Raw genomic sequence first — 12,966 nt, forward strand, 5'->3', positions numbered from 1 at the left:
TCGATGAAGGGCATCATCCTGGCCGGCGGCAGCGGCACGCGGCTGCACCCGATGACGCTGGTCACGTCGAAGCAGCTGATGCCTGTCTACGACAAGCCGATGATCTACTACCCGCTGACCACGCTGATGATGGCGGGCATCCGGGAGATCCTGGTGATCTCGACACCGCGCGACCTGCCGTCGTTCCGGGCGCTGCTCGGCGACGGTTCGCGCTGGGGGATCACGCTCGAATATGCCGAGCAGCCCTCGCCGGACGGCCTCGCCCAGGCCTACCAGATCGGCGCGGACTTCGTCGGCGACCAGCCGTCGGCGCTGATACTCGGCGACAACATCTACTACGGGCACGGCATGATCGAGCTGCTGCAGGCGGCCGGCGCCCGCGGCGACGGCGCCACCGTGTTCGCCTACCACGTCAGCGATCCCGAGCGTTACGGCGTGGTCGAGTTCGACGCGGCGCGGCGCGCGGTGTCGATCGAGGAGAAGCCGGCCAAGCCGAAGTCGAACTGGGCGGTGACCGGTCTCTATTTCTACGACGCCGAGGTGGTCGAGATCGCCCGCACGCTGAAGCCGTCGGCGCGCGGCGAACTCGAGATCACCGACGTCAACCGCATCTACCTCGAGCGCGGCAAGCTGTCGGTGGAAATCATGGGCCGCGGCTACGCCTGGCTCGACACCGGCACCCCGGACAGCCTGATCGAGGCGGCCGAGTTCGTCCGCACCCTCGAGAAGCGTCAGGGCTTCAAGATCGCCTGCCCCGAGGAGGTCGCCTACGTGCTCGGCTACATCGACGCCGCCGAGCTCGAGACGGCGGCCAAGGCGCTCGGCAAGAGCACCTACGGCCGCTACCTGCTCGACACCGTGCTGAACCGGCCGCGCTGACGGTCGGTCCGGTCGCCGGAACGGTCCGACCCCTGGTGGCGGGACGCCCGGCGTTCCGCTAACCATCGCAGGAAATGTCCGCGCGGCCCGCGAATCGGCCGCGCCATTCTCGCGGGGGGATCGACCGATGACGGAGCGCGGCGCCAAGGCCTTTCCAGAGCGGGTCCTCGTCACCGGGGGCGGCGGCTTCATCGGTTCCCACCTCTGCGACCGTCTGATCGCGCGCGGGCAGGAGGTGCTCTGCGTCGACAACTTCTTCACCGGCCGGCGCCAGAACGTCGCCCACCTGCTCGACGATCGCCGCTTCGAGCTGATGCGCCACGACGTCACCTTTCCGCTGTTCGTCGAGGTCGACCGCATCTTCAACCTCGCCTGCCCGGCCTCGCCGGTGCACTACCAGTTCGACCCGGTGCAGACGACCAAGACCAGCGTGGTCGGCGCGGTCAACATGCTCGGCCTCGCCAAGCGGCTGAAGGTGCCGGTGCTGCAGGCCTCGACCTCGGAGGTCTACGGCGACCCGACGGTCCACCCGCAGACCGAGGACTACTGGGGCAACGTCAACCCGATCGGCCCGCGCTCCTGCTACGACGAGGGCAAGCGCTGCGCCGAGACGCTGTTCTTCGACTACTGGCGCCAGCACAAGGTGTCGATCAAGGTCGTCCGGATCTTCAACACCTACGGCCCGCGCATGCACCCGGCCGACGGCCGCGTCGTCTCCAACTTCATCGTCCAGGCGCTGCGCGGCGAGCCGATCACGCTCTACGGCGACGGTTCGCAGACGCGCTCCTTCTGCTATGTCGACGACCTCGTCGAGGGCATGCTGGCGATGATGGACACCGGCGCCGCGGTGACGGGGCCGGTCAACCTCGGCAATCCCGGCGAGTTCACCATGCGCGAGCTCGCCGAGCTGGTGAAGGAGTTGACCGGCTCGCGCTCCGAGCTGGTGCACCGTCCGCTGCCCCAGGACGATCCGCGCCAGCGCAAGCCCGACATCTCGCAGGCCAAGGCGGTCCTCGACTGGGAGCCCAAGGTGCCGCTGCGCGACGGCCTCGAGCGCACCATCGCCTATTTCAAGTCGATCCTCTGACGGGGGCGAGGTCGCGCGGCAAGGTGGTCCGGGGCGGGAAGATTGGCTGGGGCGGGAAGATTGGCTGGGGCGCCTGGATTCGAACCAGGGGATGGCGGAATCAAAATCCGCTGCCTTACCACTTGGCTACGCCCCAACACGGCGCACGGCCTCTCCGGCCGGCGTCGCGGCACGATATAGCCGCGCACGCGGAGGCTGGCAACGGCGCATCGCCCGCGGGCGGTTGCTCCCCCGGATCGTCCCCCTGTGCGCCCGGACGGCGGGGTGCTCGGCGGGCCGGGACGGGCTCGGCGCCGGCACCGGCCCACGGGCGAGCCGACGGGGCGCGCAAGCGCCTCGCGTTCGCCGGCGATCGTCGCGGGCGCGGTCGAGCCGTTCGCGGTGAGGAACGAGGCCGTCTCCGGCGCACCGGTGCGACCGGTGCTGAAAACGAAAAACCCCGGCGCGGCCGGGGTTTTTCGTTTGCCGAGATGCCCGGGAGGCATCTTCGGTATGGACGGCGGCTGGTCGGAGTGGCAGGATTCGAACCTGCGACCCCCTGCTCCCGAAGCAGGTGCGCTACCAGGCTGCGCTACACTCCGTCGCCGTGGCCGGGTGTATAGCGACCGATTCCGGAAGCCGCAAGCCCCGTCTTCGCTTTTTCCGTCCGCCGCTCCGACGGCGTCGCTCCGCACTGTCGGCAAAGCCGGCAAAACCCTGGAAAACCGTGGTTTTCCGTCCCGGCTCGTGGCACGGGCGGATCGGGGCGCCGCGCCCGGTGCACGGTCGGGGCCGTGGGCGGTCCGACGCGCCCAAGAGGCCGCGAGGCCGGGCGGTACGCCAGCGCGACGACTGCGGCGATCGGGACAGGAAGCCGGGTTCGCGCGCTGCCGGCCGGCTATTTTCGATGCTGCGGCGCCGAAGCAGGACGGCGGTTCGGCGGCCGCACCGCCGAGGATGGGCTCGCGGTTCGGCCGCATGCGACATTTCGCCGGGCCGCGGCGGCGGCCGCGCTACTCCGCGCGATCGACCACACGACGTCGTGCCCCGGGGGCCCGGACGTATCCAAAGGCCACGCTCGAACGAGCGGCGTTCCGGCGAAGCGGACGCCGGTCGTCCGATGACATCGGGACGCCCGCGCACGGCGCTCGGACAAGGCTCGTACGCCCGGCCGGTACCCGGACGGGTACCCCCTCCCCGCGATGCCCCGACCGGAGGTCGGGCCGTCGCGAAATCGGGCTCAGTCCTCGTACTGCGGCATGTCCGTGGAGACCGGCCGCGGCGCCTTCTTCGGCGCGCGGGTCATCGAGGCGGCGGCGCTGACGGCGGAGATGCCGATCGCCTGGTACTGCCGCTCGAGATCGGAACGCACACCCTGCTGCTGCTGCTCCTGACGCTCGCCGCGGTCACCGAACTCGCTCTGCATTTCATCCCCCGTGCCGGGCGCGGACAGCGCCCGATATGAACCATTCACACATAATCGACGCGTTTCGCTTCGCCGGCGAAACGCTCGCCTTTAAGAAATAAGCGATGAAACGGGGCGGAACAAGGGCAGAAAGCCGAGACTTTTTACGCGATACCCTCGAAAGCGGATCGTATTGCACCGCACAACGCAAGGATATCGAAAGTTAATCGGAGGTGAACGGATCCCTGCGATTTCAAGAGATCAGAAGCTCGGAGTCCTGCACGTATTGCATCGCTGAATGCACTGCGACGTCGCCTCGGCGGCCCTTCGGCCGGTCCCTCGACGGCTCGCGACGCCGCGACGCGCAGACCGAGGCCGGAGTCAGCGCCGGTTCTCGAACCAGGACCACGCCTCGGTGTCGTCGAGCGAACGCTCGATCCGGTCGAATCGGTCGTCGAGGGCGTCGGCGTCCTCGTCGGCGCGGAAGGGGATCGCGACGTCGTCGCCGTCGGCGGAGAGGGTCGCGCCGTTGGCGGCGGCGAAGCGGACGAGGCGGGCGCCGGCGGCGTGGGCCGGATCGAAGCGGCGGCCGTCGGCACGGTCGGCGACTAGCGAGACCGTGCCGCCGCCGGCGTCCGCCGCGACGGCGCCGACGAGGGGGTGGTCGGCGAGCCGGGCGAGGCGGGCGTCGAAGGCGGCGCGGAGCGCGGCGGGGTCGTTCGGCATCGGGGATCCTCGTGGCGGTCGGGCGGTGGCGCCGTGGTCGAATCGGACGGTCGTCGGCCTTGCCTGCCGTTGCGGCAAGCGCGCCCCGCGCCGGCAGGTGACGCAGCGGCCGCGCGCCGGTGCCGGCACGCGGCCGATTTCGGTTGCAACCATCGCTTCCTCCGCGACACTGGACCGGCCGGAACAGCGCGGCAAGCGCGTCGGCGGGAGGAGACACCAGCATGCGCGGACTGATGCAGGACTGGCCGCTCACCATCGGCAGGGTGATCGATCACGCGGCCCGGATCCATCCGAACCGGGAGGTGGTGAGCCGCTCGGTCGAGGGGCCGATCCACCGCACCACCTACGGCGCGATCCGGGCGCGCGCGCTGCAGGCGGCGCAACGCCTCGTCCGCCACGGCATCGCGCCGGGCGACCGGGTGGCGACGCTCGCCTGGAACACCTGGCGGCACATGGAACTTTGGTACGGCATCACGGGTGCCGGCGCGATCTACCACACGGTCAACCCGCGCCTCTTCCCCGAGCAGATCGCGTGGATCCTGAACCACGCGGAGTCGCGGCTGCTCTTCACCGACCTCACCTTCCTGCCGCTCGTGGAGAAGCTGAAGCCGCATCTGCCGACGGTCGAGCGAGTGATCGTGCTGACCGATGCGGCGCACCTGCCGGCGAACGGCTGCGACGCCGTCGCCTACGAGGACTGGCTCGCCGAGGTCGACGGCGACTTCGCCTGGGTGGCGGTCGACGAGAACGACGCCGCCGGGCTCTGCTACACCTCCGGCACCACCGGCGACCCCAAGGGCGTCGTCTATTCGCACCGCTCCAACGTGCTGCACGCGATGACGGCGGCGCAGCCGGACATGTTCGGCCTGTCTTCGCGCGACCGCCTGCTCGCGGTGGTGCCGATGTTCCACGCCAACGGCTGGATCATCCCGTTCCTGGCGCCGATGTGCGGCTCCGCCGTGGTGCTGCCCGGGGCACGGATGGACGGGGCGTCGATCCACGAACTGCTCGAGGGCGAGCGCGTCACCTGCACCGCCGCTGTCCCGACCGTGTGGCTGATGCTGCTGCAGCATCTCGACCGGACGGGCGGCACGCTCTCGCACCTGAAGCGCGTGGTGATCGGCGGTGCCGCGGCGCCGCGGGCGATGATCCAGGCCTTCCGCGACCGCTTCGGTGTCGAGGTGATGCACGCCTGGGGCATGACCGAGACCAGCCCGCTCGGCACCATCTGCTCGTTCAAGCCGGAACTCGCGGGTCTCGAGGGCGAGGCTTGGCTCGACGTCAAGCAGAAGCAGGGCATACCGCCCTTCGGCGTCGAACTCGAGATCACCGACGACGACGGCATGCCGCGTCCGCACGACGGCGAGGCCTTCGGCCGGCTCAAGGTGCGCGGGCCGGCGATCGCGCGCGGCTACTTCAAGGTCGGCGACGTGGTCGACTCCGACGGCTGGTTCGACACCGGCGACGTCGCGACCATCGATCCCGAGGGCTACATGCAGATCACCGACCGTTCGAAGGACGTCATCAAGTCCGGCGGCGAGTGGATCTCCTCGATCGAACTGGAGAATCTCGCGGTCGGCCACCCCGACGTCGCCGAGGCCGCGGTGATCGGCGTCGCCCATCCGAAGTGGGACGAGAGGCCGCTGCTGGTGGTGGTGCCGCGCGAGGGCCGGACGCCGACGAAGGAGAGCCTGATCGCCTTCCTGGAGGGCAAGGTGGCGCGCTGGTGGCTGCCCGACGACGTGGTGACGATCGCGGAGATCCCGCACACCGCCACCGGCAAGATCAAGAAGACCGCGCTGCGCGACCTCTTCCGCGACTACCGCCTGCCGGGGACCTGAGCCGCGGCGTCGGAGCGGGCGATCCGGACATGGGTCGCCCGGGCGCCGGGCACCACCTCGGTGACGGAATAGCCGAGCGCCGGCAGGTCGAGGCCGGCGAACAGCGCCTCGCCGCGCCCGAGCAGCACGGGCGAGAGCGCGAGATGGAGCCGGTCGATCAGGCCGGCGGCGAGGTATCGCCGGATCGTCGCGCCGCCGCCGCCGATGCGGACGTCGCGGTCGCCGGCGGCGGCGCGGGCCCGTTCCAGCGCGGCCTCGATGCCGTCGGTGACGAAATGGAAGGTGGTGCCGCCCTTCATCGGCAGGTCCGGCCGCGGATGGTGCGTCAGGACGAAGACCGGCACGTGGTAGGGCGGCTCGTCGCCCCACCAACCGGTCCAGGTCTCGTCCGGCCAGGGCCCGCGGACCGGGCCGAACATGTTGCGGCCGAGGATCCAGGCGCCGACGTTGTCGAAGCTCTCGGCGGCGAAGGCCTCGTCGGCGCCGTCGGCGTCGCCGCCGTCCTCGCCGAACATCGTCTTGAAGGTGCGGGTGGCGAAGGCCCAGGCGAACAGGCGCTCGCCGCCGACGCCGAGCGGGTGGTCCAGGTCCTGGTCGGGTCCGGCGGCGAAGCCGTCGAGCGAAACGGAGAAGGCGGCGACGCGAACGGCGGACATGGCAGGTCCCTCCCTGGCGGCCCCCCCCCTCCTGGGAGGATGACGTCCGCCCGGCGCGCCGGCAAGACCGTTCGGCGGTCAGGCGGCGGCGTCGCGCCCGCCCGCGGCGGGTGGCGGAGGCGGTGGATCGGTGCGGCGGCGGGCGGCTTCGCGGAGGTCGCGGCGGAACTCGTCGCGCTTGTCGTGGATCGACGCGATCACCGGGCCCATCGGCACGCCGAGGCCGACCAGCACGGTCTCGGAGAGCTGCAGGCTGGCCTCGACGGTCTCCGGCACGGCATCGGTGACGCCGACGCCGTAGAGGTGGCGGGCGTGCGCGCCGTCACGGGCGCGGGCGAACACCGGCACCTCGGGCGCGAGTACGCGCACCCAGCCGACCACGGCGTCGATCACCGCGGGCTCGTGGACGGTGACGACCACGGCGGCGGCGTCGGCGATGCCGCAGGAGATGAGGAAGGCCGGCGTCGCGGCGTCGCCGTAGTGGACGTCGTGGCCGGCGAGGCGGTCGCGGGCGACGGCGAGCGCGTCGCTGTCGACGACGAGATGCGGCCGGCCGTGGGCGGCGAGCAGCGAACACACCACCCTGCCGACGCGGCCGTGGCCGACCACCAGCGTGTGGCCGCCGGCCGGCTGCGGCGGCGAGGGCGGCGCATCCGGCGGCTCCACGGGGGCGAACCAGCGCTCGGCGCGGGTCGAGGCGGCGACCAGCGGCGGCACCAGCGCCATCGACAGCGCCGCGGCGGTGAGCACGAAGGCGGCGGTGCCGGCGCCGACCACGCCGGCGGTCACCGCGACGCCGATGCCGACGAAGGCGAACTCGCCGGCGGGCCCGAGCATCATGCCGGCCTCGGCCGCGGTCGCCGTGCCGACGCCGAACAGCCGCGCCAGCGCGGCGGCGACGAGGCCCTTGCCGACGACGAGCGCGGCGACGGTGGCGGCCAGTTGGAGCGGTTCGCGCAGGATCTCGCCGGGGTCGACCCCCATGCCGACGGAGAAGAAGAACACGCCGAGGAGAAGGCCCTTGAACGGCTCGATGATCGACTGGATCGCCTTGCGGTACTCGGTCTCGGCGAGCAGCACGCCGGCGACGAAGGCGCCGAGCCCCATCGAGACGCCGGCGCGGGCGGCGACGACGCCGGTGCCGACGATCACGAACAGGATCGCCGCCATGAACAATTCCGGCGAACGCAGCGTGGCGACGAGGCGGAACAGCGGCCTGAGCAGCAGCCGGCCGGCGACGGCGATCACCGCGAGGGCGACCGCCGCCTGCCCGAGCGCGGCGGCGAGGCCGCCGAGCACCGAACCGCCCTCGCCCGCGAGCGCCGAGATCAGGAGGAAGATCGGCACCACCGAGAGGTCCTGGGCGAGCAGCACGGCGAAGGCGGTGCGGCCACCCGCGGTCGCGATGCGCTTCTCGCCGGACAGCGTTTCGACCACCATGGCGGTCGACGACAGGGCGAGGCAGGCGCCGATCACCGCCGTGGCCTTGGCGTCGACGCCGAGGACGGCGACGACGGCGCCGATCGCGGCGGCGCTCGCCACCACCTGCGCCATGCCGAGGCCGAACACCAGCTTGCGCATGGTGGCGAGGCGGGCGAAGGAGAGCTCGAGGCCGATCAGGAACAGCAGGAAGACGACGCCGAGGTCGGCGATGGCGGCGACGCCCTTCGGCTCGACCACCGTTAACCACCATAGCAGCGGCACGCTGTCCTTGAGGGTGCCGAGACCGAGCGGCCCGAGCGCCGCGCCGGCTGCGAGGTAGCCGAGGATCGGATGCAGGCCGAGCCGGCGCATCACCGGCACCACCACGCCGGCGGTCCCGAGCACGACGAGGGCGTCGCTGTAGGCGGTGATGTCGATGGAATCGGTCACGGGCGGCTTCGGTTCGACGGCAGGGACGGCGGCATTGGATCACGCACGCGCGCGCTCCGCCATGCCCGGAGGGCGATCGCCCGATCAAGGTCGGACGGGTGCCGTCCGACATCCCGCGGGCGCTCGCCCGAGGCGAGGTTGGAATATGGCGGTGATCATGCTATATGGATAACCGTGATCACTCTCCGCCGGTGACGACCATGTCCTCCCTGCCCCTTCCCTTCGCCGAGATCGCGGCCTTCGCCGGCACGCCCGACGAGGTGCGCGAGGATCTCGACGGCATCTCGGCGACGCGGGTGGTCGCGTTGACGCTCGGGCACGGCAGTGCGGCCGAGGCGGAGGCGCTCGCCGAAACCGTGAGCCGGCTGGCGCCGATCGTCGGCACCGTCGTCGCGCTGCGCCAGGACGAGGCGCTGCGCGCGATCGTCGAGGGTCTGGTGCCCAACGTGCCGCCGCCGCCGCACCGGCTGATCGAGGCGCGGATGACCGCGGAGGCGCGCCGGGCGGTGCTCGCGAGCGGCGACTGGATGACCGCCGCCGAGATCGCCGCGGTCGCCGGCTTCAGCCCCGGCAACCCGAGCGCCCAGCCGAACCGGTGGAAGCGCGACGGACGGATCTTTGCGCTCCGCCACAACGGCGTCGACTATTTCCCGGCCTACGGCCTCGATCCCGCCACCGGCCATCGGCCGGTCCCCGCGCTCGCCCGGGTGATCGAGATCCTGCGCGCCGTCCGCGACGACTGGGGCCTCGCCTACTGGTTCGCCTCGGTCAACGGCTTCCTCGGCGGCCGGCGGCCGCAGGACCTCTTGATCGACGCGCCCGAGCGGGTGATCGCCGCCGCCGAGGACGAGGCGGCCGGCGTCGCGCATGGCTGACGCCGCCGCGGTGCCGCCGCCCCCGGCGCCGGTCGACCTCGCTGTGGCGATCACGCCCCTGGTCTGGCCGGCCGGAAGGGTGCTCCATCGCGTCCATCCCGACGCCTACGGCGCCACCGTGTTCAACCCGGGCGTCAACGGCAACGCGCGCTTCAGTCCGATCCGCGACGGGAGCGGTGCGCCGATCCCGACGCTCTACGGCGGCACCAGCTTCGACTGCGCCGCCATGGAGACGGTGTTCCACGACGTGCCGCACGCGCCCGGCCTGAAGACGGTTGGCCGGCACAGGATCGCCGACAAGGTCCACGCCGTGATCGCCCCGACGCGCGACCTCGCGCTCGCCGACCTGACGGCCACCGCGCTCCGCCGGCTCGGCGTCCGGCGCGGCGACCTGATCGACACCGAGAAGGACCGCTATCCAGGCACGCGGCTCTGGGCCGAGGCGATCCACGCCGCCTGTCCGGCGCTCGAGGGGCTCGCGTGGGTGTCCAGGCAGGACGACCGCGCCATGGCGGTCGTGCTGTTCGGCGACCGGATCGCGTCGACGGACCTTGCCGCCGCCGGCCCCTCCCGTCCGCTCCTCGCCGACGTCGCGGCCTACGGCGAACTGCTGGCGCTCGCCGAGCGCATCGGCGTCCTCGTGGTTTGAGCTGCGCCCACCGTCAGTGCCCCATCAGCGCCTGGACGTGGGCGCCGACGCTGCGCGACAGGCCGAGCAGGTCGTAGCCGCCCTCGAGCAGGGAGACGACGCGGCCGGCGCAGACGCGGTCGGCGACCTCCATCATCCGCCGCGTCGCCCAGGCGAAATCGGCCTCGACGAGGTTGATCTCGGCGAGCGGGTCGCGGTGGTGGGCGTCGAAGCCGGCGGAGATGATCAGGAGATCCGGCCGAAACGCCTCGATCGCCGGCAGGACGCGGCTCTCCATCGCCTCGCGGAACACCGCGCCGTCGGCCCCCGCCGAGAGCGGGGCGTTGACGATGTTGTCGGCGACGCCGGTCTCGCCGAGGGCGCCGGTGCCGGGATAGAGCGGCATCTGGTGGGTCGAGGCGTAAAGCACGGTCGGGTCGGACCAGAAGATGTCCTGGGTGCCGTTGCCGTGGTGGACGTCGAAATCCATGATCGCGACGCGCTCGGCGCCGTGCACCGCCTGGGCGTGGCGGGCGGCGACGGCGGCGTGGTTGAACAGGCAGAAGCCCATCGCCGTCATGTGCTCGGCGTGGTGGCCGGGCGGGCGGTGGGCGGAGAAGGCGTTCTGGACGAGGCCGGTCATCACCTCGTCGACCGCCTGACAGGCGGCGCCGGAGGCGCGGAGCGCCGCGGTGTAGGAGCCGGGCGACACCGTTGTGTCGCTGTCGAGGCGCAGGAGGCCCTCGGCCGGGATCTGGTTGCGGATGTGCTCGACGAAGGCGCGCGGATGGGCGCGGGCGACCTGGTCGATCGTGCCCAGCGGCGCCTGCTCGCGGATCAGGTCCTGGAACTCCTCGCGCTCGAGCACCTGCTCGACGGCGCGCAGACGGTCGGCGCGCTCGGGATGGCCGAGCGGGGTGTGGTGGTCGAGATAGGCGGCGTGACTGAGATAGAGCGTACGCAAGAACGGCCTCCCCGGCGCCGCCCTCCGATCGGCGCCCAGCAAGGCCGAGTTGAGGCCCGGGGCGGGCGGGTGTCAATCACCCGCTCGTCTGTCGGTCGAAACGCTTAGGCGGGTTGCTCGCCGGCGAGCCGCGCCGCGGGCGCCGGCGGACGACCGGACGCGCTCGAAGCGGCAGGAACCGCCGCGGAGGCGAATCGAGACGGCCCGGCCAAGTGGATTTCCGTTTACAATCGGAAAAATCATCCGTAGGATCATATAGATCCAAGGGAGTTTCGGACCGCCTCGCGTCTATTCGCGCCTTCGACGACGTGTCGACGGCCCTATTTTTTCGCCTGCCCCTTGGATCGACACGGACAGCCCAGGTTTTTTCGTCCCGGTCGACATCCGGGTCGAAGCACGATCGATCATTTCGGGGGAGATCACCATGAATATGCTTTCCGCGGCGGCCCTCGTGGCCGCCGGCCTTGTCGCGTCCGCCGTTCCCGCCGCGGCCGAGAACCTGTTGTCGACGATCTTCGCGCCCGAGCAGACCTTCTCGGAGCCGAAGTTCCTCGCCGTGTTCCCGTCGGGGTCCTTCACCCAGGCCTTCTTCGTGCAGACGCCGCAGACGGTGATGATCTCGGTGTCCGCGGTCTGCGGCGCCACCGGCACCGGCAACCAGGGCGTGGCTCTGAAGCTGATGATCGACGGCAAGGCGGTCTATCCGACCAACCAGATCGGCAACGTGTTCTGCGCCGCCGACCACACGCCGCTGGCGACGCCGGGCTCGGAGATGCACAGCTTCGTCACCAGCGTGGAGGTCAAGGCGTCGATGGCGAGCCACAGCCTGCAGCTCCAGGCGATCCCGCTCGGCACCGGAACGACCGGCCGGATCAAGAACCTGTCGATCCAGGTCTGGAACTGATCCCGACCGTCGGCGCGGCGGATCCGGTCACGCTCCGGATGCGCCGTCGCCGCGCGGGGCCGCGGCGCGGGCGAGGCGGTCGCGGATCGCCTCGCCGAGACCCTCGGCCGGGATCGGCGCCACCGCCAGGCTGGCGGTCCCCGCGCCGTCGAGCGCGCGGAGCATGCCGAACAGGTTGGCGGCGGCCTCGACGAGGTCGCCGGCGGGACTGAGGTTCATGACGGCGACGGCTCGCTCCGCCCCCGGCGGCGGCACGGGACCGAAGGCGAGCAGCGCCTCGCCGGGCAGGATCTCGGCCGCGTCGAGCCGGACACGGGCGGCCGGCGCGTAGTGCGAGGTCAGCATGCCCGGCGCCAGCGGCGCGACGTCGTCGCTCGCCGGCCCGTCCGCCACCGGCGCGCCGACAACCGCTTCGATCGCCGCCCGCGCGATGCCGCCCGGGCGCAGGATGCGCGCGACGCCGTCCGTCACCGCCACGATGGTCGATTCGACGCCGACGCGGGTGGGACCGCCGTCGACGACGGCGTCGATGCGCCCGTCGAGGTCGACGAGCACGTGGTCGGCGGTGGTCGGGCTGACGTGGCCGGAGCGGTTGGCGCTCGGCGCGGCGACAGGCCGCCCGACCGCCTCCAGCAGGCGGCGCGCCACCGGGTGGTCCGGCACGCGGATCGCCAGGGTGTCGAGCCCGGCGGTGGCGAGTTCGGAGACCGGGCAGTCCGGCCGGCGCGGCAGCACCAGCGTCAGCGGCCCGGGCCAGAAGGCGTTCGCCAGCCGGACGGAGATCGGATCGAACAGCGCGAGCCGCTCGGCCGAGGCGAGGTCCGGAACGTGCGCGATCAACGGGTTGAAGCTCGGCCGGCCCTTGGCCTCGTAGATGCCGGCGACCGCCGCCCCGTCGGTGGCGTCGGCGCCGAGGCCGTAGACCGTCTCGGTCGGCAGGGCGACGAGGCCGCCCGAAGCGAGCAGCGCCGCGGCGGCGACGATGCCTTCCCCGGAGGTGTCGAGGCGACGGGTCTGCTTCTTTCGCATAGCTGGCGTCGGAGCCCCTCTCCGGGTCATTGTCCCCGGGCGACGACGGATGCCGCAGTTGACGTTTACGTAAAGTAGAGTTACGTAAGTCCGGGCAGGCCGCCGTCCGATCCGCCGGTTT

At 71.7% G+C, this 12,966-nt stretch carries 12 protein-coding genes and 2 tRNA genes; 6 read left to right on the plus strand and 8 right to left on the minus strand.

Annotation, left to right across the window (positions count from 1 at the left end):
* Positions 1-3 precede the first annotated feature (3 nt).
* Positions 4-879 (plus strand): glucose-1-phosphate thymidylyltransferase RfbA, encoded by an 876-nt coding sequence (rfbA, locus tag EDD54_RS16290; protein WP_126538162.1) that lies wholly within the window; start codon positions 4-6, stop codon positions 877-879.
* Positions 880-1,006: 127 nt separating this feature from the next.
* Positions 1,007-1,966, plus strand: coding sequence for a UDP-glucuronic acid decarboxylase family protein (locus EDD54_RS16295; RefSeq protein WP_126538164.1), 960 nt, complete (start codon positions 1,007-1,009; stop codon positions 1,964-1,966).
* Between the two features lie 61 nt (positions 1,967-2,027).
* On the opposite strand, the gene EDD54_RS16300 is transcribed toward EDD54_RS16295, so the two are convergent.
* The 4 genes from EDD54_RS16300 to EDD54_RS16315 form a co-directional block, all read right to left on the minus strand.
* Positions 2,028-2,102, minus strand: a tRNA-Gln gene (locus EDD54_RS16300).
* 368 nt (positions 2,103-2,470) lie between these two features.
* Positions 2,471-2,547 (minus strand) — tRNA-Pro (locus EDD54_RS16305).
* Positions 2,548-3,185: 638 nt separating this feature from the next.
* Positions 3,186-3,371 (minus strand): hypothetical protein, encoded by a 186-nt coding sequence (locus tag EDD54_RS16310; protein ID WP_126538166.1) that lies wholly within the window; start codon positions 3,369-3,371, stop codon positions 3,186-3,188.
* A gap of 360 nt (positions 3,372-3,731) precedes the next feature.
* Positions 3,732-4,076 (minus strand): PLP-dependent aminotransferase family protein, encoded by a 345-nt coding sequence (locus tag EDD54_RS16315; RefSeq protein WP_126538168.1) that lies wholly within the window; start codon positions 4,074-4,076, stop codon positions 3,732-3,734.
* A gap of 221 nt (positions 4,077-4,297) precedes the next feature.
* On the opposite strand from EDD54_RS16315, the gene EDD54_RS16320 reads away from it, so the two are divergent.
* Entirely contained in the window at positions 4,298-5,917 is a 1,620-nt protein-coding gene (locus EDD54_RS16320; protein ID WP_126538170.1) for a long-chain-fatty-acid--CoA ligase, read from the plus strand.
* On the opposite strand, the gene EDD54_RS16325 is transcribed toward EDD54_RS16320, so the two are convergent.
* On the minus strand, positions 5,896-6,573 hold the full coding sequence (locus EDD54_RS16325) for a dihydrofolate reductase family protein (RefSeq protein WP_126538172.1): 678 nt from the start codon (positions 6,571-6,573) through the stop codon (positions 5,896-5,898). The two genes, EDD54_RS16320 and EDD54_RS16325, sit on opposite strands and share 22 nt — an antisense overlap.
* 78 nt (positions 6,574-6,651) lie before the next feature.
* Positions 6,652-8,445: a cation:proton antiporter domain-containing protein gene (locus tag EDD54_RS16330; protein ID WP_126538174.1), complete on the minus strand. Its 1,794-nt coding sequence runs from the start codon at positions 8,443-8,445 to the stop codon at positions 6,652-6,654.
* Between the two features lie 200 nt (positions 8,446-8,645).
* Here EDD54_RS16330 and EDD54_RS16335 point away from each other — a divergent pair, with 200 nt between their 5' ends.
* The gene (locus tag EDD54_RS16335; protein WP_126538176.1) at positions 8,646-9,320 is read left to right on the plus strand and encodes a hypothetical protein; all 675 of its coding nucleotides are present in this window, start codon (positions 8,646-8,648) and stop codon (positions 9,318-9,320) included.
* Positions 9,313-9,969, plus strand: coding sequence for an RES family NAD+ phosphorylase (locus EDD54_RS16340; RefSeq protein WP_126538178.1), 657 nt, complete (start codon positions 9,313-9,315; stop codon positions 9,967-9,969). Before EDD54_RS16335 ends, EDD54_RS16340 begins: the two co-directional genes overlap by 8 nt.
* Positions 9,970-9,982: 13 nt before the next feature.
* Here EDD54_RS16340 and EDD54_RS16345 read toward each other — a convergent pair whose 3' ends face one another.
* Positions 9,983-10,912 carry a histone deacetylase family protein gene (locus EDD54_RS16345; protein ID WP_126538180.1) on the minus strand — a complete coding sequence of 310 codons (930 nt, stop codon included), beginning with the start codon at positions 10,910-10,912 and terminating at the stop codon, positions 9,983-9,985.
* A 424-nt stretch (positions 10,913-11,336) separates the two neighbouring features.
* Here EDD54_RS16345 and EDD54_RS16350 point away from each other — a divergent pair, with 424 nt between their 5' ends.
* A complete protein-coding gene (locus tag EDD54_RS16350; RefSeq protein ID WP_126538182.1) occupies positions 11,337-11,816 on the plus strand; it encodes a hypothetical protein in 480 nt (159 codons plus the stop codon).
* 27 nt (positions 11,817-11,843) lie between these two features.
* Here the strand turns inward: EDD54_RS16350 and EDD54_RS16355 are convergent, their stop codons facing one another.
* The gene (locus EDD54_RS16355; protein ID WP_126538184.1) at positions 11,844-12,845 is read right to left on the minus strand and encodes an L-threonylcarbamoyladenylate synthase; all 1,002 of its coding nucleotides are present in this window, start codon (positions 12,843-12,845) and stop codon (positions 11,844-11,846) included.
* Between the last annotated feature and the right edge of the window lie 121 nt (positions 12,846-12,966).

This window comes from Oharaeibacter diazotrophicus, assembly GCF_004362745.1.
Classification (GTDB): Bacteria; Pseudomonadota; Alphaproteobacteria; order Rhizobiales; family Pleomorphomonadaceae; genus Oharaeibacter; species Oharaeibacter diazotrophicus.

What these genes read in the sequence shown, in the direction of transcription:
- rfbA (WP_126538162.1), top strand. Translation starts at nt 4, where the DNA reads ATGAAGGGCATCATCCTGGCCGGCGGCAGCGGCACGCGGCTGCACCCG.
- EDD54_RS16295 (WP_126538164.1), top strand. Translation starts at nt 1,007, where the DNA reads ATGACGGAGCGCGGCGCCAAGGCCTTTCCAGAGCGGGTCCTCGTCACC.
- EDD54_RS16310 (WP_126538166.1), bottom strand. Translation starts at nt 3,371, where the DNA reads ATGCAGAGCGAGTTCGGTGACCGCGGCGAGCGTCAGGAGCAGCAGCAG.
- EDD54_RS16315 (WP_126538168.1), bottom strand. Translation starts at nt 4,076, where the DNA reads ATGCCGAACGACCCCGCCGCGCTCCGCGCCGCCTTCGACGCCCGCCTC.
- EDD54_RS16320 (WP_126538170.1), top strand. Translation starts at nt 4,298, where the DNA reads ATGCGCGGACTGATGCAGGACTGGCCGCTCACCATCGGCAGGGTGATC.
- EDD54_RS16325 (WP_126538172.1), bottom strand. Translation starts at nt 6,573, where the DNA reads ATGTCCGCCGTTCGCGTCGCCGCCTTCTCCGTTTCGCTCGACGGCTTC.
- EDD54_RS16335 (WP_126538176.1), top strand. Translation starts at nt 8,646, where the DNA reads ATGTCCTCCCTGCCCCTTCCCTTCGCCGAGATCGCGGCCTTCGCCGGC.
- EDD54_RS16340 (WP_126538178.1), top strand. Translation starts at nt 9,313, where the DNA reads ATGGCTGACGCCGCCGCGGTGCCGCCGCCCCCGGCGCCGGTCGACCTC.
- EDD54_RS16350 (WP_126538182.1), top strand. Translation starts at nt 11,337, where the DNA reads ATGAATATGCTTTCCGCGGCGGCCCTCGTGGCCGCCGGCCTTGTCGCG.
- EDD54_RS16355 (WP_126538184.1), bottom strand. Translation starts at nt 12,845, where the DNA reads ATGCGAAAGAAGCAGACCCGTCGCCTCGACACCTCCGGGGAAGGCATC.